Here is a 23,924-nt window from a genome sequence, read left to right as displayed (position 1 = left end):
TAGAAAAAATTGTCGAATAACAGGGAAAATAATCAAACTCTTTTTATGTTCCTATCCTTGTCAGGGTGCTTCGGCACCCTTTTATTTGAACGTAAAAGGTTTTGTCACACTTCCAGGAGGCCGACGGTGAGCAACCCATTGTTTCAGCAGCACAACAAACAATTGACGATTGCTTTCGCATTTGCCTTATGTGCGCTTCTTGCGCTAATCGCCGAGTCGAACCATTTTCAATTTTTGTATGGCATTACCTTTTCATTAACGAGTCTATTTACACTTCTTGGCTTGCGATTATTCGGTTACTGGCCAGGACTCTTAATGAGCGCAGTTGTCCTATTCCTAGGCACTTTTTTATTAAAGCAGCCCCTCTTTCATTACATCATCCTTATTGAAGCTGCCTTTACGGGCTTGCTTCTTCGCAAATACAAGAATCAACTGTTTGGGATTGACGCCGTTTTCTGGGTTCTAGTCGGAATGCCCGCTATCTATTGGTTCTACTCCTTTCATTCAACGCTCATAATGCAGGATTTGCTTCTTATTGCAGGAATTATTGCCATGAATGGCCTATTTAACGCACTGTTCGCTGAGATTATCTACCAGTACATGCCACTGCGCAAATGGAGTGGGTTTGCCCGCTCGCAGCAAGGACCAAATTCCTTCAGCAAGGTACTGTTTCATTTCTCCATCGGTATCGTATTCCTTTCGTTTTTACTCAACATTTTCATTAACAGCTTGAGCTCCATTAAAGAAGTAAGTCTATATGCCGAGCGAATCTCCTCGATCGAAGTCAATCGCATTTCAGAATCATTGGATAAATGGCAGGCGGTTAGCACAGATCTAGATAAGCAAGATCAGATTGCTTTCCTTCAACTAGCCCTTGGCAAACATTTCGGGAATTCTATCATATCTGTGACGAACGCCGACCATAAAGTTATTGCATCCAGCGCGCCTGAGACTGTAGGTGAAATGCTTGATTTCTCCAAAGAAAGCAGCATTACTCCCATGAACAAAAAATCGTATTTAGTCATGCCTGACGCAAAAAAATACTCTTGGCATTTCCAGACCTGGTATGATGGAAATTTGATATATAAAGATAAACTTCAGGCATCGGATTGGCTTGTTTACGTTGACTTTCCCATTAAAAATCATCAAAAATATTTGTTTTCCAAATATTTTATACATTTTGTTTACATGATCGGGCTTGCCTTCTTTGCCGTCATTCTAGCGTATCTCATTAATTGGTGGCTCTCTCGCAGTTTAACTCGGTTAGCGAGAGCAACAACGAACCTTCCGCTGAAGCTTCAGGAGATGAACACGTTGGAATGGCCACGAAGCAGCATTGTAGAAATTCATTCATTGATTGCAAATTTCAAGCATATGTCAACCAATCTCATTCATATGTTTCAAGAATCGCAGCGAAGCAACGAGAGGCTGGAGGCTCAAACTTATTTATTGCAGCAATCGGAGGAGAGACTGCATCAGCTTGCCTATTACGACATGCTGACTGGTCTGCCGAACAGGCTGCAATTCACACTCCATTTTCAAGACATGATCACTATGAACGCTGCTATGAAAAAACCGATAGCCATCATGTTCGCTGACATCAATCGCTTTAAGCAAATTAATGATACGCTTGGACATGCTGTAGGAGATATATTGCTCGGCAAGGCAGCAGAACGCTTCGGAGCAGCGGTGTTTGATGAATGCAACGTCTTCCGATTGGGTGGGGACGAGTTTGTATTTGTCGGACAGTATGAGAATGAAGATGAACTTGCTGCAAATGCCCAAGCTGTCGTAGATTCTTTCAATGAGCCTTTTATGATCGACGAAACGCTGCTTTATTTAACCGTTAGCGTCGGCGTTAGCGTGTACCCGCAGGATGGCGGCGATATGGATACCATTATCCGAAACGCCGATATTGCTATGTATAGCGCCAAAGAGCAAGGTGACGGCTGCTACCGGTTTTTCAAGCCAACGCTGGTGTCCGCGATGACAGAGAAGATGCAGATCGAGAACGGGCTTTATAATGCGCTGCAAAACAAACAGTTCTCGCTTCATTATCAGCCAAAAATAAATGCTGCAACCGGCGAGCTATGCGGCATTGAAGCGCTCATTCGCTGGCGTCATCCCGAGCTTGGCATGATTCCGCCCGATAAGTTTATTCCACTTGCCGAGCAATCCGGTTTTATATTAGATATTGACAGCTGGGTCTTCCATGAGGCCTGCCGGCAAAATAAAGCTTGGCAGGATGAAGGTTTGCAGTATATATGCGTCTCAGTGAACATTTCAGCAAGACATTTCTACCAAGGAAACTTATCTGAAATGATCGTCAAAGCGTTAAAGGACACCGGCCTTGATCCGCAATATGTAAGCCTTGAAATTACTGAAGGTGTATTTATGCGGAATATGGATCAAGTGATCGAGACTATTCTTTTCCTTCGGGGGCTTGGCATTCAAATATCAATCGATGACTTTGGCACGGGTTATTCGTCCTTGAATCAGCTGCAGCGCCTGCCTATATCAGACGTAAAGCTGGATCGTTCCTTTATTCAAGGCATTACGGACGACGAGAAAAAATCATCGATCGTCAAAGCAATTATTGAGCTTGTACATAGCATGAATATGAAGGTTGTTGCAGAAGGCGTAGAGACGATTGCCGAATCGAATTTCTGTACGGAGCTGCAGTGCGATGAGCTGCAAGGTTATTTATTCAGTAAACCGCTGCCGCCACAGGAGCTGGCGCTTCTTCTCGGTAAGAATGAATAAGCTATACAACAGACATGAAGGAGCTGCCTTAAGGTCATAGACCCGGAGCAGCTCCTTCATCTTTTTAAAGTCTACACGGACTTATTGAATATTTCGCATACAAAACTGTTATGCAGTTGGAACTGGAGTTGCTGCTGCGGAGGTATCCGTTGTGGATTCACTTTTCGCTGCATCGTCACTCGGACGTTCGCCACGCGGTCCTTTTCCGCCGTGTCCACCCTTGCCATGACCTCCACGCGCCGGGATTTCTCCATTTACATGTTTTGTTGCATGATCGACAGCCTCAGCTAGCTTCGTATCATATTGCTCCTGCGTAATCGTTCCCGCTGCCAGCTCCTCCGCCAGCTTCGCTTTTTGATCCTTTACCTGCTCGTCAATGATCACTTGGATCGCAACACCCTTCTCCTCAGCGATTGCCGCCAAGGTCTTGCCTGATTCAAGCTCCGTCTTTAATACATCTGCCGTTATGCCTAGCGCTGCAGCTATGCCATCTACGTTTTTCTCAAAGCCGCCGCCATGCTTTCCAAAACCTAATCCTTTGGAATCAAGCAGCTTCTCCGCCTGTGCAGCAGCATCCGGCTTTGCTTGCTGTTGTCCAGTTTCTGCTAGCTTGTCTGCTTCTACTTTTGCGTCAGGTTTCGGATTAGCTGCCTCAGCTGCCTCCAGCCATTCAACAAGCTTAGTCTTAAGATCAGCTCGCGTTTTCCCGCTCGCGACTGCAACCTCTGCCAGCGTTGACGTTTGCAGCTTAGTCTGAAGCGCCGCTTCATCGAGCCCTAAGTACGTTAGTAACTGTTCCTGCATTTGTTGAAAGCCGCGTCCGAAACCGCCATGTCTGCCTTCATGATCCTTCTTAGCTGCGCTGCTATCTGCTTGTGCACCTTGCTCTTGCTGCGCCTCGCTGCTTGCTGCTGCCGCATTTACATATTGGCTAGCCCATAGGCCTCCGCCCCCTAAGGCAAGCGTTAGCACAATAGCACCCGCTGTTATAGCTTTTGCTCTCTTCATTGAATATTCCACCTTTCACTTTCAAATTTGTTGTTACAAGACCTAGCATAGACAATAAAACTTAAGCCTCCTTTAATCCCCGCTGAAAGTTGGCTGAAGACATGCTGTAATTGAACACTTTTCTAACATAAAGCCCCGTATTTCTCTAATAAAAGTTTGTTATTGTAATAACAGATGTCATTCATTGAATTGTAAAAAAATGGACTGTATCGTTACTATTCATTTTTCGACAGAATTCGACGATAACTTATCTTATCTTAACTTTTCATTATGGGGTGTGATTGCATGTTCCGAATTAAGGACAGAAGTTTAGTCGTTACCAGCTCCATCGTATTAGCCCTTCTCCTCGTTATTGTCATTAGCGTCACCGAGTATTTATCCTACAGCTCGCAGAAAAAATCCTATTTAGATGAAATTGAACGGATTGGACAAACGCTTGGTTATCAAATCGAAGCTGGTCATGATCTGGTTACTTTTGGATACAACGAAGTATCCGCTGGGCGTGATACCAATAATGCTACGTTCAAGATGCTTAAGCTGCAGCTCGACGTCATGATTAAGAACGATATCGTCGCAAATGCATATGTGTATATGCCTGAGGTGATTGAACGCGACGGAAAAAAATTTATAAAGATGATGCAGAGCAATGAGGCTCTCTCCGCCGCAGGCCTTGGACCTGGAGATGAGTATGAAATGAGTGAAGATTTCGCTGTTAAAATTGATGATGCCCTAAATGAGGGATCTGCTTTGACCGAAGTCGTTACAGATGAATATGGTCAGTGGATTTCTTATTTAGCACGCGTAAAAGACCCAAGCGGCAAATTAATCGGCATATTTGGCATCGACGTTGATTACAAACAAATTGATGATGCCTTAAATCTTATGTTTTGGAAAAGCATAGGGATTGCAGCGCTGCTAGCCTTTATTGCCATACTTATTATTGTTGCACTGGTAAGAATGACGTTGAAGCCGCTCAAACGGCTCGCGGAAGTATCCTCATTAGCAGCGAATGGCGACTTGACGCTTGCCGTTGCGGTCAAAGGAGGCAATGAAATAGCTCAAGTTTCTATCGCCTTTAATGAAATGATCGCAAGCCTTCGTCAGCTCACAGGCAGCATTCGAATAACATCCGATGAGGTGGCTGGCTCGGCTTTCAACATGCAGCAGAGTGCAGAGCAGACCTCCCGTGCGACAGAAGAAGTAACTGAAGCTATTCAAGAAGTTGCCTCCGGCTCTGAAACACAGCTGCAAAGCTTGCAAGAGTGCCAGCGCGCGATGACAGAAATGACGATCGGCATTCAAAGAATTGCAGAGTCGACCTCATCTGTATCTGAGCTGGCAGCGGACACTACGGCAATGGCTACGGAAGGCGAGACCGTTATTGATCAAACATTGCATCAAATGAATACTATCGAGTCCAATGTAGTCGAAACGGTTACGACCTTGCATGAGTTGAAGGAGCAGAGTGACAAAATAGGCGGCATCCTCGCCTTGATCGGCGATGTAGCCAATCAGACTAATCTGCTTGCACTTAATGCGTCTATTGAAGCGGCGCGTGCCGGCGAGCATGGCAAAGGTTTTGCTGTCGTTGCCCATGAAATCCGCAAGCTGGCTGAACGCTCCAAGGAATCCTCCGAACAGATTGGAACTATACTGCATAGCATCGGAAGTTATGCTTCAACAGCCGTTTCATCAATGGAGCAGTCTGTGGAAGCCGCGCGTTTCGGCTCAAACATCTCGGCACAAGCCGGCGAGTCCTTCCGCTCTATCGTTACTTCCATTCGTGATGTTTCCAGTCAAGTACAGGAAGTATCCGCAGCGTCGGAGCAAATGTCAGCTGGCAGCGAGCAAATTGCAGCTTCGCTAGATGCGCTTGAGGGCATAACGGCTAATTCCGCAGGAAACTCACAGCGTGTCGCTGCGGCGTCAGAAGAACAGCTTGCTTCCATGCAGGAGGTTGCAAGCTCCTCCGAGCAGCTGCGTAATTTAGCTTCTACCTTGAATGAGGCGATCAGCCGCTTCAAGACCTGATGTACTAACAAACGATAATATCTGCCCAAATAAAAAAGGCTAAGCGGGATGACTCTCGCTTAGCCTTTTTTTGCCGTTTTCTATGATGCAGATGCTGCGCCGAATTGCAGCTGATACATCGCGTAATATTTGCCGCGATGCTCCATAAGTTCATCATGGCTGCCTCGCTCCACAATGACGCCGCGATCAAGCACAAGAATTTGATCTGCACTGCGAATCGTCGACAGGCGGTGCGCGATGACGAACGTCGTGCGGCCTTTCTTCAGTACATCAAGTGCCTCTTGAATGATGGCTTCCGTCTCGGTATCAATGCTGGCTGTCGCCTCATCGAGAATAAGAATAGCGGGATCATAAGCAAGTGCCCTTGCAAAGGAAATCAGCTGCCTTTGACCAGCAGACAGTGTGCTTCCCTTCTCAATAACAGGAGCATCAATGCCGCCTTGGAACTGACTGAACATGTCGTAAGCGCCAACGTCACGCAGCGACTGTACAATTTTCTCGCGGCTAATCTCCGGGTTATCAAGGCTGATGTTCGATGAAATCGTTCCGGTAAATAGGAATGGGTCCTGAAGAACGATACCCATATGCTGCCTTAGCAGCTGCTTCGGCATATCGCGTACATCGGTGCCATCTACGATGATTTTGCCCTCGTTCGAATCGTAGAAACGGAACAACAGATTAAGAATCGAGCTTTTGCCTGATCCGGTATGGCCTACTAGCGCAACCGTCTGGCCTTGTTGAGCGTGGAAGGAAATATTTTTCAGCACATATTCATCCTTCTTATAAGCAAAAGAAACATCCTCGAACTTAACATCGCCCTTATATCGGTCCATTTTGCCGGAAACGACATCGATTCCTTCCTCGTCCATCAGCTTAAATACTCGCTCTGCAGATACGCGTGCCGTCTCGAGATTGGATAGCTGGTTTACGATACCAACGATCGGCGCAAACATACGGTTCATATAATCGATGAATGCGTAAAGCACGCCGACCGATACCGCTCCGCGGAGTGAATCGCCCCAGAACATAATGAGTACAATGAGGAACAATGTATTCCGTATAACATTGACTAGATTATGCGATGTCACCGAGTTGAGGCTGAGCAGCTTGTTTTGATATTTATAATAATGCTCATTCATTTCCTCAAATTCCTTCGTCGTTTCCTTCTGACGGCGGAACGCCTGAATAATCGTCATCCCTTGTATCGATTCATTGATCATTCCGTTAATTTCACTCAGCTTTGATCTAATGATACGGTTATAACGAGCAGCGAATTTACGATAAACGATAATCCAAACGATGAGGATTGGCACAAGCGGCAGAGCCAGAAGCGCTAAGCGCATATCAAGCAAGAACAAGGCTCCATAAATAGCCACCATATAAATAACACCTGTAAAGAAATTCGCCAGCACTGCGACATACAGCTCGCGTATAGCTTCTGTATCATTAGTCACCCGCGAGACAACCTGCCCAGCTGATAAATTATCATAATAATTGACCTGCAGCCGCTGCGTGTGTGCAAATATATCCGTACGCATCTTGCGCACGATACGATTCGCTGACGTCTGCAGCATTAGCCGCTGTCCGTAGGTGAAGACAGCTACGAGCAGCAAAAATCCGAAATACATAGCTGCTAGCTTCATTAACGCCGGAAACTCCGGCTTATAGAAGGAATACAGCTCTTGTGATGTAAGCTGTGTTACTGGATACGAGACCGTTTCGCCCGTTTCCTTATTTGTCACCGCAAGGTTGTTCCCCTCTACGACACGTTTGCCTTGATCAGATGCCAGCGCATCCTCCAGCCAATAAAATTTGCGTCCAACCTGCAGCACGCGAACCTCCTTGCCCTTCTGTTCCGAAGCGGCAAAGTGATCCTCGCGCTTATACCATTTATCTTTATAAAGAACCGCATACTCTTGTTTTGCTTCGACTTCATGCCATTTCTTCTCGATGCCGAGAATATTCTGGTCAATCATCCGTTTTGCAATTAGCGGTCCTGCAAGCTCTGCGCATACAGCAAGCACGAGCAGAAGAAGCGCAAGCAGGATCGGTTTTTTATAAAGCATGGCGTATTGAAACAATCGTTTTCCTGTGTTGCCCATTGCTCTTCACGCCTCCAATTTATTACGTTTCAATAATAGCCTCAAGCTGCTGACGATCATACTGCTCGCGATACCAGCCGCCCATCTCCAGCAACTGCTCATGCGTGCCTTCTTGCACAATTCGTCCTTCGTCGAGAACGATAATCCAGTCTGCATGCTGTACTGCGGATAACCGGTGCGTCGTAATGAATGTCGTCTTGCCTGCTCTTTCTGTACGGATGCCCTCAATAATCTCGGATTCCGTCTTCCCGTCAACAGCTGACAAAGCATCGTCCATTAGCAATATTTCCGGATCGGCGATAAGGGCACGCGCAATACTTACACGCTGCTTCTGTCCGCCGGACAATGCCACGCCCCGCTCGCCTACCATCGTCTCAAGTCCATCCGGCAAAAACTTAATATCTTTGGCGAACGAAGCCCGCTCGAGTGCTCGCTGCAAATCGACGTCTGTACCTTCTTTTAGGCCATAGAAAATATTTTCGCGAATCGTCTTCGAGAACAAGATAGGCTGCTGCGGCACATATCCGACCCAGCCCAGCATGTCATCGATTTTCAAGCTGCCAAGCGGCTCTCCAGATATATGAATACTGCCGCGTCCAAGTGGATATTCCCGAAGCAGCTGCTTCAGCAATGTAGTCTTGCCGCTGCCTGTTCTGCCTACGATACCAAGCGTCTGCCCCTGCGATAACGCAAAGGAGAGATCAACCAAGTTGTCGACTTGGGAGGACGGGTAACGGAACGTCACATTTTTGAATTCAACGGACGTTGGTTCATCTACTTTCACCTGTGCTGCTGCATCAGCAACATCAGGCTTATAGCCAAGTGTTTCACTTACACGATCGAGCGAAGCATTGCCGCGCTGCATAATGTTAATGAGCTCACCGATTGCAAACATCGGCCAGATCAGCATACCAAGAAACACGTTGAAGGATACGAGCTCCCCGAGCGTAATTTCATTATGGAATACAAGATATCCGCCATAACAAAGCCCGATCAAATAACTTGTTCCAACGAGTATTTTCATCGTCGGCTCGAATAACGCGTCGATGCGCGCAACAGCAATATTTTTGTTAAGCACTTCATTTGTTTTGGCGCTGAAACGTGCTTCGCTTGCTTCTTCCTGCACGAAGGCTCTGATAACCCGAACACCCGATACTGATTCCAGCACCTGATCGTTCAAATCGCCAAATGCGTCTTGCGCGTCCATGAAACGTTCGTGAATTTTTTTACCATAATGCTTCATCGCAAGCGCCATAAGCGGCAGCGGCAGCAATGCCGCAAGCGTAAGCTTCACGCTTATCAAGCCTGCCATAACAATTAGAATCGTAATCATAAATAAGGTCGAATCGATTAACGTCAAAATACCGAAGCCGGCTGTCTGTGCAACCGCTCCTAAATCATTGGTCGAGCGCGCCATAAGATCGCCCGTCCGATTGCGTTCATAAAAGGTGGGGGTCATTCGTAAAAAATGTCCCATTAATCGTGAGCGCAGCAACTTCTCCAGCACAAATGCTCCGCCAAACAGCTTGTAATGCCATATGTACGTAATGACATAGCCTACTACCGTTAGTGCGATCCAGCCGTAAAGCACGCGATTAAAATCGGCTTGACCGAGTAAATCCTGATGTATGCCATCAATCGTATAGCCAATAAGCCAAGGCGGGATGACATCAATAATTCCTGTTAGAACTAGAAGTGTTATAGCAACCGTATAACGCTTCCAATGCAATTTAAAAAACCAGCTTAATTTTTTGAGTACACTAAACATGCTTCTCTACCACACCTTCCGCTATCCATCCAAGCTTCGTTTACCTTCGATTTACTCCCGAGAACACAAAAAAAGCGTGTCGTCGTAACGACACGCTTCTTCCCCTCAAAAAAACGCGACTTAGAACATAGTCAAGTCTCGCGAGGTCATAGAAAAGGCGCATAATTACGATGACGTAATCATGCGCCTCTGATGATGGGGTTTACCCTTTAATCAAAGTGAAACAACGCGCGGATGGATTACGTTATTCATGTTCAAATGATGGTTATTCTTCGCTGCAAATTGATTGTAATCGTAAGTGTTCATGTAACGTAACCCTCCTCTCGCTAAAATATATTAGTCACTTTACCATCCATAGAAATTACTGTCAATACCGATTGGTAAAAAAACAAATTATGCCGAGCAAGATGGCAAATGGAATATATCAGTGATTGACGGTACAAGAACGGGGAAGGTAAAATGTAAAATGGCTCGCAGCAGCCACTTATTTTGAAAGAAGGTGATTTTACAGCATGCGTATTAGAACTTATGCAATCTGCTTATATATCATCACGATTTACTGGATTTCGTTACATATTCCGAGTATGCACACCTTGTTTTTCCCTACCTTGGGTGCCTTCAGCCTGCTCTTCATCTCGCGTCCATTCGAGAAAGCCGAACTACGCAAAATCGCCGTTGGCGCCGTGCTTTCCTCGCTGATCGGCTCTTTATTTGCCCACTGGAACGCGAGCGCTCTTTCGCTGCTTCTCACGCTTATCATCGTTATTTTTTGCATCCGAACCTTCAAATGGAACGCGCCTCCGATTTTGGCCGTCGCACTCATTCCTTTTTTTACACATCCCACGTTATTCTGGGTCGTTCCCTTGTCCGTATGCGGATCGCTGCTAGGGTTATTAATCACCTTATCGGCTGCAGCATATGTCGAGAAAAGGTTTGGTTCCGTGCAATTGCCGTCATTTCTCAGCCGCAAACCAAAAACAGAGTCCGATTCTGTCAATTGATTATCCCTTCCACTCCTCAGGCAAAAGCCGTTGATACTGGGACTGCAAATACCGATCGTCGATGAGCACGAGTGTGCCGCGATCGGTTTCCGAGCGGATGAGCCTTCCTCCAGCTTGCAGCACCTTGTTCATTCCCGGAAATACGTAAGCATAATCGTACCCATTCTTGCCCTGCTCGTTAAAATAATCCTTCAGCATATTGCGTTCTACACCAAGCTGCGGCAAACCTACCCCAACAACGATAACGCCGACCAATCTGTCTCCGACGAGGTCAACGCCTTCCGAGAACACGCCGCCCATCACCGCAAAACCGATCAAGGACTTCCCGCTCCCAGCCTGAAATGCACCTAAAAAACGATCCCGCTCTTCCTCTGCCATATCGGGCGTTTGCAGCAGTACCTCTGCATCCGAGGCCGCTCCTGTTGGAACAGACCATTCCTTCAGCTCCATATACGTCTCATAAACAGCATTCATGTAAGCGTAGGATGGGAAAAATACAAAATAGTTACCCGGCCGCTCACTCATCAGCTCCATAATCAGCTTCGCTATCGGCAGCTTAGATTGATCGCGGTCATGGTACCTTGTAGAAAGCGGATTAATGACTACATCAAGCTGTTCCTTCGCAAAAGGAGACGGCACTGCGAGCGTATAATCATTTTCTCCCGCTCCCAGCATGTCCATATAATACGAGACGGGAGAGAGCGTTGCAGAGAAATAGATATGCGAGCGATAACCCTTACCGACCTGCTGCAGCAATTGAGAGGGATCAAGGCAAAACAGCTTAAGCCGAACATCGCTCTTCGAAAGCTCGATATAGACGACATAACGATCATCAAATAACTTAGCTGTCCGCACAAAATTTTGCGCTGCAAAATAAGTATCCAGCAGCGTGCTGTCTCCGCTAACACCTATAGCTATCGCCTGTTCCGCAGCCGACGCGAACGCATCCACTAATGCGACCAGCTCCTCCGGCAGCTGCCGCTGAATCAAATGCGGCGCCCCATCGCTGCTTTTGCGCAGCGCGATGAAATAATCATTGATTGCCTTGGTGGTGCGATACCCCTCGTTATGCACACCCTTCAACTCTCGCTGCAGCGCAAGAAACGGAGCTTTCGTCAGCTCCGCAGAGAACATCTCCCGCGCTCGATCCACAAGATTATGTGCTTCATCCACCAGCAGCGCTGTCCGTTTCTTCATCTCCGCATATTGACGCTTAAATGAAATGCGCGGGTCAAAAATATAATTATAATCACAGACAACCGCATCCGATGCATACGCCAAATCTAGCGAAAATTCGAATGGGCAAACCTTATGCTTATGGGCATAGGCTTCGATAACAGGCCTCGTCATAATCGTTTCCTGCTCCAATATATCAAGCACGGCTCCATTAATCCGATCATAGTAGCCTTCCGCGTAAGGGCAATGCTCTTTCTCGCAGCGGACTTCCTCCTGGAAGCATATTTTATCCTTAGCCGTAATCGTCACAGCGTGCAGATGCAGCCCTTTCTCGCGCATAAAAATTAGGGCGTCCTCGGCTGCCGCTCTTGTTGTCGTCCTTGCTGTCAAATAATAAAAACGCTGCAGCATGCCTGCTCCTATCGCTTTGATCGTTGGATAGGTCGTCGATATGGTTTTCCCTATACCCGTCGGCGCCTTCGCAAACAAACGAACGCCTTCCTCAATTGATTTGTAGACCGCTCCGGCAAGCTTGCGCTGCCCTGCTCGGTACGTCTCAAACGGAAAAGCCAGCCCCTTAATGCTCTCGTTCCTTAGCTGCTCATGCTTGCGGAGCTGCTGCACATAGGGAGCATATCGCGCAGTAATCTCATAAACGTATTGCTCCAGCTCTACGAAGCTGACTTCCCGCATGAACCGCCGCTCTTCCTCTGTTTTCGTCTGCACATAGGTAAGCTGTACACGCATTGCGGACTGTTCATGCTCCTTAGCATACATGTAGGCATAAAATAGCGCCTGCGCCCAGTGGACAGGATAACCGTCCTCCGCTATACGATCCAAGTCACCGCCAGTCGATTTGATTTCATCTACGGTCAATATCGGGTCTGTCCCAAGCAGTCCATCACAGCGTCCGTCCACGACAAACAGCAGATCATCCAACTGGATATCCGCTTTGACATAGACCTCCTTCTGATCCTGCTCACCATAGGTTAGCTGTACTCTCTGATGCGCTTTCGTGCCCTCATGCATCGTATCGATGGCATTTAGCCTTACGTCGATGCTGCCGCTCAGAAATACGTATTCGACTAAGTTTCTCACCGATATCGTGACCGTATCGTTTATCAGCATATTTTCCTTCTACCGCTCCCATAAAGAACATTTGTTCCTCTATTGTAACATAAGCATCATCTTCATCGCACAACAGTTATGTTTGTTATTCGCTTGGCGAAGCTACTTATCGCATGTATTAAATCGACAAATAGACGTCAATATTGTATGGAATACAACATAGACGTCTATTATGGAAGCCTTATTCTCCAGCTAATCTATGCGGATCAGTAGTTAGAGCTCTTCCGTCTCATCCTCAGGGTGATTGCCGACACCATTCAATAGGTCAATGCCGTGGAATTCCTCACCGGGAGACGCAGGATCGATCGGACTGTCCTTCGCCATAACGTCCGCATCGGGCACCGAAGCCAGCTCCTCAGAAATTTCCTCTGGCGTATCAACCTCGTCGTCCAGCCCCGCACGATTATCCAGCGAAGCAGGAATATGAGATTCAAGCACGTGTGTATCGGGATGCTGCTTCTCCAACAGCTCCGATGCATGAGGCACAGCTGCGCCACTCGCATCCTCCGTAAACAAACCAAAATCAGGATCGATATCCTTTTCCGTTGCTAAGCTTTTAGCATGCCGCACATCATGTTCATTATCCATTATAAAGACCTCCTTCTTCATATCATCTACCTTATACTACCCACTATCTGGGCGTTTCTAACCATAAGCCTACACACAAGCTAATATGGCTATCGTTGCGTTATCCTGGTAAGGCCTTTGTTCTGCAAGCACATGCTGCAAAATAAACGCGGCGGCAAGCGGAGGATATAAGCACGACGCCTCCTCCAGCAGCTTATCTGATAAGTCGTCATAGAGCCCGTCACTGCACAATATAACTAGATCCCCCGTCAAAAGGTGCAGCGGCTCTTGATTGGCATCGATTTCTGTTATGCGAGGGATACCTAAATAACTTGTTAACAAATGACGCTCCGGGTGCGACTCGGCTTCCTCCTGTGTTAGATTGCCCGCCAAAACGTACTCTCTTAGCCGATTCGCATAGATATGATCCCTAGTTAGCGGCATGAGCACTCCGCCTCGAAACAAATAAATTCGGCTGTCGCCGGCAGATATCCAATACAGCTCTCCTTGATGGATGACGGTCGCAATAAGCGTCGTTCCGACACTCCATTCGAGTTCATGACTTAGCGCCATCTCATATACAGCTTGATTGGCAAGATGCAGCGACTGCTCCAATGCCTGCGGGATAGACTCCTCTGTTGATTTTGCTATATATTCATTCAGCATCGTTTGCACGGCAAGCTGCCCCGCCTCCTTCCCCATAGCGTAGCCGCCCATGCCATCCGCAAGCACAGCAAGCACGCCGTGACGCTCAATAGCTTCTTCATCATCGAGTGACGAGAAGCCATAAGCATCCTGCTGCTCCTCACGCTCACCAATATGCTGTGCATGACCGGTAATGACCTTCATCGTGATGACAGCATTGCGGCTATTCGTTATTAACTCAGCGGCAGCGTTTGCGGCTCCAACGATCTGCTCGATTGAAGGTGTTTTTAGAGGGACGGGTGGCGGCTCCCATGCAGGCGTTACGGCAACCTCTGGCCTTGACTCCGTCTTCGCTCCAGCGGCTTCAACCACTCCATGGCTGCGATTGCTTATGCGGCTGTTGCCAGCTGGCAGATCGAATACAATAATCAGGATTAGCAGGGCCCCAAACCCGATCATGCCAATTGCGATCGCTATCTCAATAATCTCTCCTTGCTCACTAGTCCACAGCTGTTCCAGCTGCTTATCCGGAATCGCCGCTACTCCGATATAGACGATTACAAGCAGCAATAAAACAATAGCCAAACCTTTAATGATCCCTCTTCTGTTCATTAGATCCCCGCCTCGCCTCAGCTTGTCACCCACCATCTACCATTTTATTTGCGTTAGCAGCGATTTATGCCGAAACCATAAGTAGCAAACGTGTATAATAAGCAACTTCTTAGACAGAAAGGAACCGATGCACAAAAAGAAGGTGCTTTCCAAAAAGGTAAGAAGCCATGCGGCACGCTCTCATCCGCCTCTGCTCCTCTCAACTAAAATATAGGCTTATTTTCAACAAACGAGTCTCTTATTCAGAAATATAGCTAGAAAGTAGACTTAAACTTCATCAACCCAGCAAATCAGCATGATTTGGAGCCGTTTCAGCGAAAATAGAGCTAAAATAGAGGCTTTTTTTCATCAAACGCTCCCGTTGTCCATAAATAGAGCTAGAAAGTAGTCTTAAACTTCCTCAATCCCGCAATTCAGCATGATTTAGAGCCGTTTCAGGGAAAATAGAGCTAAAATATAGCCTTATTTTCTTCAAACGATCCCATTGATGAAAAATAGAACTAGAAATTAGTCTTATACTTCCCCATCACCCGCATATCAGTATGATATGAAACCGTTTCAGCGAAAATAGAGCTAAAATATAGTCTTATTTTCAACAAACAAGCTCATTGATCAAAAATAGAGCTAGAAACTAGGCTTATGTTTGTTTAACTTCGTTCAGTTACAGTTAGTGAAGCTGCTTTTTGAAAACAACCGCCTAAAAAGAAACAGAGGCTGTTCCAAAAGTAGATTTACCTACCTTTGAAGCAGCCTCTCGTTTAAAATTGCAGTTGTCTAAGCTAATAATCTTGCTACATCACTCAAACGATAATATCGCGATAGGACGCCAGCACATTGCCTTCCAAATCCGTCGCAAATAGAACCGAGCGTTCACTCTCCAGCACGAAGCTGTAACTCTTGTTGGTTTTTGCGTCACGCACAGTAATAGGACAGTCCATACCCGCTTCCGAGATAAAAGTATACAGGCTTCCCTGCTTAAATTGCAGCTTGCTGCCGAAGATCCCCGGGTGGTCTCCGCCTGCTTCCCATACGATGCCTGGCTTCAAATCCTCAGCCTCATGCAGCGCAGCCTCGTAAAGTGCTATAAGTGTATCCGTACGCTCGTTAAGCTCCAGCGGCAGCGGACACCACATGACTTTGCCTAATCCGTGGGCTATGGTACGAACGGTTGAAATGCCATCCGAATAGCTTCCGCTGCTGTCCAAAGCAATTTCTTTGTTCAGCTCGCCAATCTTCTTGCCTGCGAAAGAAGCTTTGAAGGTACGCTCGCCAATTTGCAGCGTTTCTTCCCGCGATATATTGCTTAAACGATACGGTCCCACAATCGATTCCGCCCGTGAGGTTGGCTTCCAATATTCATCCAGCCCAATAGGTCCGGTGAAGAGCAGCGTGCCTCCATGCGCTTCAACATGCGCAAGCAGCTCCGTCAGCGCAGCATCGCTGAAATTGTGAGCGCTCGGAACGATAATGAGCTTCGGCTTGTCGCGCTGCAAGGTTTCCAAGTGAAACTCTCCAATGCCGCGATGCGGAAGCTTCATCTCGTAGCCCAGCACACGAGTTAAATTCCCTGTCGCTTCGCATGCAAAACGGCGGCTGGAAAAATCATTGGAGTAAGGAAACACTACCGCAATCTCCTCTAGCTGGCGTTCCTCAAACAAGCTCGAAATCTGCCCAATAAATTTGCCAAAATCATAGGATACATCCGCTTCCGGCTTCTGTGTCCCGTCAGCCCGCAGTGCACCGATATTCGACTCGCAAACGTTGTCCATGAAATAGTTTGTATTCCACAGCCACTGCACCGCACCTGCGCCGCCTGCGGCAAAAGCATATGCATATTTGCGCTCCAAGATGTTCCTCAGCTCTTCCTCTGAACGCTTCGCCCGGTTATCCGGCATTTCCACATACATAATGCCCGTTTCTTGAATCAAGGTCGGCTTGCTAGGATCTTTGCCATATACGCTGTCCCATAGCAGCCTGTCATTCAGCCACCAAGTGTGTACGGTTGTGTAATCTACGCTTTCCGCATAAATTAGCGGGGAAGGACGCGGCCCCATGCCAAGCGCCTCGTCTTGGCCAACGGTCACGAGCTGACGCGGGGAAATGGCATGAATCGTTGCCGTAAGCTCCCCTACCCAGCGGTTATGCATATCCATCGTAAACCGTGTATAGTCCAGCCAGCGCGTGTTTTTCTTCAGCTTCTTCACGTCTTGAATATCAAACGCGATGTCCGTTTGCTCCGGCAAGGTGATCGCTTCAAAGTCCGGCAGCTCCGTGCTCGTCATATTCCACCGCGCCTGCAGCTTGCCAATCGATGCGTGCCGCTGCTTTAGCCAATTCACATAGGCTGCTTTTTCAAAAGGATCATGCATGGAGCGAGGCCCTGAGAAAATGCGCATATGATCAAATAATGAAGGCTCATTGATCAAATCCCACTGTACATTGGACGTGTGTTTATGCCTGGATACGATCGCTGCAATAAACCGTTTTTGTGCTTGTACGCTTCTTGGATCGAGATACGGATTTTTGCCTTCCCAAGCTTCGGGAGCAAAGGCGAAGAAGCTGAAGGTCATTTCAATCTCATGTTTAGCCGCTGTCAAAATAAAAGCATCTACAGCTCTGAGCAGCTCTTCCGATGCATGTCCATCCTCGAACATAAGATGCCGCCACGCCGTCCATAAACCGGTACGAATCAGGTTGATGCCGGCTTCCTTCATCGTCGCCATATCTTGATCCCAGATCGCGGCATTTGGCATAGACACGAATTTCCGGCCAACATCCGAGGTCATATACGTCATTCCTACAATCGGGAAGGGAGCGCCATTTTTCTCAAAATAATCCCGACCAACTGCAAGCGGCGTACCTCTCTCCAGCAAATCGCGGTCATACCCCCAGAAGCCCTGCCGCAGTACTCTTTTTTCTCCGCTTTCAGCTTCGGCTTCACATACAATCTCATACAAGCCCGGCTCAATAGCGAGCGGTACACTAAAACTCATATACTCGATTTCGCTTCCAACGCTCACGCTCAACTGATGCTCCCATACCGCCTTAGCCTCTCCTTGCTTATAAATAGAAATAGCCATCGACCAGTTCTCTTGCTTGCTGCTTTGCTCATAGCCGTATGCCGCTTTAATCTGCTGTGCTTGAAGCGTCAGATGCGGTCTCTCTGCTTCATAATAAACAGCGTAGCTCGGTTTAATCCAAAGCTCAGTTACACCCCTCGCACAAAATGCCGCCCATTCTGCAAGAGCATCCGCGCCTGCGCCCGACCAGAAACGGTCAGTCAGCTGTTGATTCACAAACAACCAGCGTCCGCCTGCAAAGTCGCCCTTGTTATGCTCGATCAGAACGACAGGAGCCGATACTTCCCGGCCGCCTGCCGACATTCCCTTCAGAAGCGGACGAATGTGTGCATTCATCGGTCCCTGCGAGCCCGTAGCCTGATTCAGCTGATCCCGCTCATGCGTCACATGCAAAATAAGGCCAAACGTAGGTTCAATCGTGAACAAATGCTCCTTGCCCTGCAGCAAAGGCAGCTCCTGATTGTGGCACAATTCAGTCGAGCGCGTATGATCGACAGCAAGCGCTTCATGAATAAATAGTTCCTGATGGTACGCTGTCATCTCCTGCTGGACGTCCCACTGCTCGCCATCCCGGCTCACCGGCTGTTTAAAAGGGGCTCCGCCTGCATGAATCAATCCCCCGCCCCGCTTTACAAAAGCGAGTATTTCCGGCCATGATGCTTTCGGAAAATACGATCCGTGCAAATGAACGAGGCAGTCTACCCCGTCCTCTTTAAGAGCTGCTGACAATCCTTCCGCATCGGTTACTTTAAACAGACTATTCAGCTTTTGAAGTGCCTCTGTATTTGGCGCACAGCCGTCTAACGGAAAAGTAGGGTCATAAAATAGTACTGCTTTCATGGTTCTCGCTCCTATCATTTCTCTATTGTTTATGGATCTTTACTTTCCATGATCCGCTATTTATTGCATAATGGAAGACTAAGCGTCATGATTGAACATGGATTACAATTACGTACTGGAGGCGAACACAGTCGTGTCAAAGCTCACAAATAAGTCAACTTCGTTGTCACGAGCCAAAATAAATTGGAATCATTTGAAATCAAGCTTACTTCTAAAATACGCCTTGTCGTACATACTTATCTTCCTAATCCCTTTGACCGGAGTTACCATATTCGTTTATGAAAACGCAGTCACTGGTCTTCGCTCAGAGATAGAACAGTCCAATGTGAATCAATTGAATCAAGTGAAAATGACGATTGATGACCGGATGAGAGAGCTTCAGGAAATCGCCAGCAAAATAGCTTACGACGAGCAATTAACGCCTTATATGGTTCGTGATCCCTATTTCGGCTGGGAAGCTATTCGTCAACTTTCTACCTACAAAGCCAACAGCAGCATTTTGGAAGATTTATTCCTATATTTCCATGAGGATTCCACTATTTACTCATCTCGCGGCCTTACCAATGTAGATGTTTTATTCAGCCAAACCTATCAGTTTAATCAAGTGAGTAAAGAGGATTTACTTCATGACCTAAATGAAGCCAAAGGTCCGATTATGCGTCCTGCTGAGCAGGTCAACGTTAACTACCGCAAGGAATCTATGCTTACGCTGCTCGTTCCGATTATGCCAAATGATCCTTTTCCTTATGGAACCGTTGTCTATTTGATGGAAGAGTCCAAGCTGACCGGAGTCATGGATTCCATCCTCAACAACTTTTCCGGCAGCAGCTATATCTTTGATCAGGACGGCAAAATGCTGACGGCCAATAATCATGGAGCAAGCATGCCGCAGGGTGACTTAGCTATCCTCTCTGCTTTGCAGCCAGGCATTCACAGCCTGACACTGAACGGCGAGAAGCAGTCTGTTGTTGCTGTGCTATCGCAAGAAAATGGATGGACTTACGTCGCCGCAATGCCGAGCCATCAATTTTTCAGCCGTGTCGTTCACATTCAGACTCTGATTCTGCTTGTATTCAGCATCGTCGTACTGACGGGCATTGCCGCAGCTATGTTATTGGCCAAGCGTCAATACCATCCCATTAAAGATTTAATGGAGTTCGCCAAACAAAAGAGCAAAAGCACTGCATTAGATTCAGCAAAAATCAGCAACGAATGGGATTGGATCAAGCAGACCATTCATGATTATAATGCTCGAATAGATATACAGGTGCCTTATGTTCGCAATCAGTGCTTACTGCTTCTACTCAAGCATGGCAAGCCTGACGACCCAGAGATCGAGCAGCTAGTCTTGGATGCAGGACTTGAGCTTCCGCAGGGGCAAGGGTATTATTTCTCTGTTATTTTGGCTTGGAATGCTTCCAATACGGGCGAAAATTCCCGTCAGGAACGCCAGCAGATGCAGGAAATGCTCCATGAATTGGAGCTGCCGGATCTCCATTCGCGAGTTTATGGGATCGAGTTCTCCCCAGCAGAGCAATTTGCGTTCATGGTTAGCCTTGTACCATCAGAGTCCGTACCTTTGCAGGAGCAGATTGAACAAATCGTTGAGTCCATAAAGCTCATGATTATGGAAAACTCGCAGCTGCTGCCATCGCTAGGGGTTGGTACGCCATACGAGAATTTGGCAGAGCTTAATCAATCCTTTATCGAAGCGGCTACCGCGCTGGAATTCCGATTGGCAGGCGGCAATGGCCACGTCACTTACTTTGAACACTTGGCAGAGCTCAGCTCGCCTGATACAGAGACCTTCTGGATCTCCAAAAAATCGCTGCTCAAGCTAGAGCAAAGCTTAAAGCAAGGAAACGCAATCGTAGCCAGACAAATGATTAGCAGCATCATCCTTGATATGAAAAACGAGTCATTATCGGTATCCTTGCTGCGCTGCTTTTGCTATGACCTGCTGAATGCCTTGCTGCGGGCAGCCTCTGAAATGGGCATGCACAGCGTTATTCAGCATATTTCTGCCTTGGCAACCTTCGATACACTCGAAGAAACCGAACAAAAGCTGAACAGGCTTGCCGAACAAATTTGCGACCAGGTGGAACGAAATACCGAGAACGAGCAGCATTCTTTAATGGACGATATCGTAGCGTACGTGGATCAGCAATATGCGGATTACACGCTCAGCCTGGAGCATATCGCCTTGAAATACGCGATCTCAACTTCCTATTTGAGCCGCAGCTTCAAAGAAAAAACAGGCCTCAACTTTTCACAATATATTTCGCGCTGCCGTATGGATGAGGTCATGCGCCTGCTGCTGAGCACCGATGCTCCACTTAAAGACATTATTGAGCAAGTCGGATACTTGGATACACCGAACTTTATTCGTAAATTCAAGAAAGAAACAGGCCTTACCCCAGGGCAATACCGTAAGCTTAATGCTCCCGAAGTCCACCATGTGGAGTAAAGCCCATCATTGTCATCATGCTCATAATCAAAGCCAACTCTTAAGCACCGTTTCCGGTGCAAGAGTTGGCTTATTTACTTGGATGTTAGCTCGTTTTCCAGCGGTCGTATGCCGTCTGATAAATCGCCGCCATCCGTTCTCCACCCATTTTCTTGATCGTGCCAACGTATTTATCCCAACCGCTAATCGAATCTTGACCTGTAATAAACTTAGCTTCCATTTGCATAACATACGTGCTCAGGTCAGAGCGAAGCTTTGTAACCTCAGCCGACTCTTCTGCAGTTAAGAACAATGCTGGAAACGGAACTCTTGCACCGCGATCCAACAGCTTTTCTTTATTTTCCTTGCTTACCCACTCATCGAACTCTGTTTTCAAGCCCTTTGTAAGGTCATCACTAATAACCATAGGCGCGGCAATACCATAGTTAGGCGTAAGTGTTGAGCGGTATTCCTCACGATCTCCACCGCCTGGAACAGGCAGCCATTCCTTCGTCATTGAAGCTTTGTCAGTGTATTTCCAGAGCGTACCTTCAGGTCCTTTGTCAAACAGCATTGCTCCATCATAGGAGTACAAATAATCGACCCAACGCATCGATGCTTCCGGCGCTTTGTTGCTGCTCGTAATGGCGAAGGCGCCTGTTGAATAACCTCTATTTTTTGCAATTGCAGGAGCTGCTACCATATCGCTCTTCACAGGGCTGAACAGCACATCTTCGGTGTCTGGCTCGCCGCCAAGTGTAAAGTATGCATGCCACTCCGAGAACAATCCGACTTGATTGTTTTTAGCTTTTGCTTTCTTCTGATCATCCGTTTGAGAGAAGGACTCATGATCGAGCAGTTCCTCACTCCAAAGACGATTCATGTATTCCAGGTACGCCTTGTAAGGCTCTTCCATAGGCGTATAATGAACAACATCCTTGTCATCTACATAAATTTCTTCCTCATATGCGCCAAAAGCTCCTAGAATCCACGTCCGCAAATCTCTCATCTTCGAGGAGGAAGCGAGTGGAATTTCGTCTTTTTGGCCATTGCCGTTCGGATCCTCTTCTTTGACCCGCTTCAAATAAGTGTACAATTCCTCCGTTGTTTCAGGAATTTTCTTAATATCAAGCGCTTTCAGAAAGTCGCCGTTATACCAAAGCGGATTGCGGTACCATGGCTGGTTTAAATCAAATCTTGGCAAGGAGTAGATATGCCCGTCCGGTGCTGTGATGGATTTGCGAATATCCGGGTAAGCCTCAAGCAGCTTCTTCACATTCGGTGCATATTCGTCAATAAGGTCTTCCAGTGGAATAAGAATGCCTTGTCCACCATAATTAAGCTCCTCAGCCTGAGTTAGCTTTGCGCCAAACAATACATTAGGATAATCGCCGCTTGCAAAAACTAGATTTTTTTTCGTATCAAAGCTGTCTCTAGGCGCATTCAAATACTCAAATTTAATGCCCGTCAATTTCTCCATTTCGTCCATTACCGGCATGTCATTCCAGTTCTGAATACCGATGTCCGGCGCCATTAGCGTTAAGGTAAGCTTCTCATTAACGATTGGAAAACCTTCCTTATTCACGTTTGCAGCTGCTCCTGCTCCCGCTCCAGTCGTATTTCCTTTTTCCTTGTCGCCGTTCGAGCCGCAGCCCGCAAGCAATGTAACCGTCATCACACCTGCAAGCAGCAAGGACGCTGCTTTTCTTGATTTGTACATTCTTAAATCCTCCCTTTTTTTCTTCTGTACTATTTAAATGATGCTATATAATAAGCGAAGGAATGATTTCCTTCGTCCATTATCTCACAAAGTCCTTCGGAAAAGCTCCGAACAAGGCAACTAACCCTTTACAGAGCCAATCATGACGCCTTGTACGAAGTAACGCTGCAAAAACGGATAAACGGCAATGATAGGAAGCGTCGATACAATAATGACTGCATATTTGACCAAAGAAGCCGCATCTGCCTTGGAATTCATCGCCATTGCTACTTCACCGCTAACCGCGGCACCCGTAGTCTCTGCTGTCATTTCCTGCAGCACAAGAATTTGACGCAAAATCATTTGAAGCGGATATTTCGCCTCGTCATTCAAATAAATCAATGCAGAGAAATAACTATTCCAATGGCCTACTCCATAGAAGAGAGCCATAACCGCAATAATCGGTGAGGATAGCGGTAAAATAATACGGACAAATAGCTTCAAGTTCGTACAGCCATCCATATGTGCAGCCTCTTGCAGCTCCTTCGGAATCGTAGACTGGAAAAAGGTTCTCGCCACGATGATATTCCATACTGAAGCAGCGACTGGCAAAATAAGCGCACCCATGCTGTTAATGAGGCCTAGGTTTTTAATTAACAAGTAGCTTGGCACAAGGCCTCCGCTGAAGAACATCGTAACTAGAATGATGCCCATGAACAGCTTGCGCCCGATGAAGTCGGTTCTGCTCAGCGCATACGCGGCAGGCAAGGTAACGACTAGATTGAGCAGCGTACCCACGACCGTGTAAATGATCGTATTGAGATATCCGTTCCAAACTTTCGCGTTATCGAATACCAGCTTGTACCCTTCCCACGTAATCCCCTTCGGAAACAGCCACATTTCACCTGAATTGACGTATTTCGGATCACTTATCGAAGCGCTGACCATATAAAGCACCGGGTACAACACAACGATTAGCGCTAGTAGCAAATAAATATAGTTCAAAATGAGAAACAGCTTATCGCCCTTTGATTCTTTTACTGCTGTAACCATACGAT

Annotated in this window: 13 protein-coding genes; 3 read left to right on the top strand and 10 right to left on the bottom strand. The window is 47.0% G+C overall.

Annotation, left to right across the window (positions count from 1 at the left end; all coding sequences use genetic code 11):
• Positions 1–126: 126 nt before the first annotated feature.
• Positions 127–2,763 (top strand): EAL domain-containing protein, encoded by a 2,637-nt coding sequence (locus AC1DM9_RS19055; protein ID WP_477581640.1) that lies wholly within the window; start codon positions 127–129, stop codon positions 2,761–2,763.
• A gap of 108 nt (positions 2,764–2,871) precedes the next feature.
• Here the strand turns inward: AC1DM9_RS19055 and AC1DM9_RS19050 are convergent, their stop codons facing one another.
• Positions 2,872–3,771, bottom strand: a complete 900-nt coding sequence (locus AC1DM9_RS19050) for a hypothetical protein (RefSeq protein ID WP_477581638.1) — start codon at positions 3,769–3,771, stop codon at positions 2,872–2,874.
• 285 nt (positions 3,772–4,056) lie between these two features.
• Here AC1DM9_RS19050 and AC1DM9_RS19045 point away from each other — a divergent pair, with 285 nt between their 5' ends.
• Positions 4,057–5,802, top strand: coding sequence for a methyl-accepting chemotaxis protein (locus tag AC1DM9_RS19045; protein WP_477581636.1), 1,746 nt, complete (start codon positions 4,057–4,059; stop codon positions 5,800–5,802).
• An 80-nt stretch (positions 5,803–5,882) separates the two neighbouring features.
• On the opposite strand, the gene AC1DM9_RS19040 is transcribed toward AC1DM9_RS19045, so the two are convergent.
• The 7 genes from AC1DM9_RS19040 to AC1DM9_RS19010 form a co-directional block, all read right to left on the bottom strand.
• Positions 5,883–7,904 carry an ABC transporter ATP-binding protein gene (locus tag AC1DM9_RS19040; protein WP_477581634.1) on the bottom strand — a complete coding sequence of 674 codons (2,022 nt, stop codon included), beginning with the start codon at positions 7,902–7,904 and terminating at the stop codon, positions 5,883–5,885.
• Positions 7,905–7,926: 22 nt separating this feature from the next.
• Positions 7,927–9,672 carry an ABC transporter ATP-binding protein gene (locus tag AC1DM9_RS19035; RefSeq protein ID WP_477511246.1) on the bottom strand — a complete coding sequence of 582 codons (1,746 nt, stop codon included), beginning with the start codon at positions 9,670–9,672 and terminating at the stop codon, positions 7,927–7,929.
• 556 nt (positions 9,673–10,228) lie between these two features.
• The gene (locus AC1DM9_RS19030; RefSeq protein ID WP_477581632.1) at positions 10,229–10,669 is read right to left on the bottom strand and encodes a hypothetical protein; all 441 of its coding nucleotides are present in this window, start codon (positions 10,667–10,669) and stop codon (positions 10,229–10,231) included.
• A 4-nt stretch (positions 10,670–10,673) separates the two neighbouring features.
• Positions 10,674–12,971, bottom strand: coding sequence for a helicase C-terminal domain-containing protein (locus tag AC1DM9_RS19025; protein ID WP_477581800.1), 2,298 nt, complete (start codon positions 12,969–12,971; stop codon positions 10,674–10,676).
• A 219-nt stretch (positions 12,972–13,190) separates the two neighbouring features.
• The gene (locus tag AC1DM9_RS19020; protein ID WP_339205464.1) at positions 13,191–13,565 is read right to left on the bottom strand and encodes a hypothetical protein; all 375 of its coding nucleotides are present in this window, start codon (positions 13,563–13,565) and stop codon (positions 13,191–13,193) included.
• A 69-nt stretch (positions 13,566–13,634) separates the two neighbouring features.
• Positions 13,635–14,801 carry a PP2C family protein-serine/threonine phosphatase gene (locus AC1DM9_RS19015; protein ID WP_477581630.1) on the bottom strand — a complete coding sequence of 389 codons (1,167 nt, stop codon included), beginning with the start codon at positions 14,799–14,801 and terminating at the stop codon, positions 13,635–13,637.
• An 800-nt stretch (positions 14,802–15,601) separates the two neighbouring features.
• On the bottom strand, positions 15,602–18,721 hold the full coding sequence (locus AC1DM9_RS19010; RefSeq protein ID WP_477581628.1) for a beta-galactosidase: 3,120 nt from the start codon (positions 18,719–18,721) through the stop codon (positions 15,602–15,604).
• Between the two features lie 253 nt (positions 18,722–18,974).
• On the opposite strand from AC1DM9_RS19010, the gene AC1DM9_RS19005 reads away from it, so the two are divergent.
• Positions 18,975–21,188, top strand: a complete 2,214-nt coding sequence (locus AC1DM9_RS19005) for a helix-turn-helix domain-containing protein (RefSeq protein WP_477581626.1) — start codon at positions 18,975–18,977, stop codon at positions 21,186–21,188.
• Positions 21,189–21,273: 85 nt separating this feature from the next.
• Here the strand turns inward: AC1DM9_RS19005 and AC1DM9_RS19000 are convergent, their stop codons facing one another.
• A complete protein-coding gene (locus AC1DM9_RS19000; protein ID WP_477511253.1) occupies positions 21,274–22,887 on the bottom strand; it encodes an extracellular solute-binding protein in 1,614 nt (537 codons plus the stop codon).
• Positions 22,888–23,007: 120 nt separating this feature from the next.
• Positions 23,008–23,919, bottom strand: coding sequence for a carbohydrate ABC transporter permease (locus AC1DM9_RS18995; RefSeq protein WP_076266323.1), 912 nt, complete (start codon positions 23,917–23,919; stop codon positions 23,008–23,010).
• Between the last annotated feature and the right edge of the window lie 5 nt (positions 23,920–23,924).

Source organism: Paenibacillus sp. 01T431, assembly GCF_056398625.1.
Note: the sequence above shows the minus strand (reverse complement) of the source record. Positions and strands in the feature narration are given on the sequence as shown.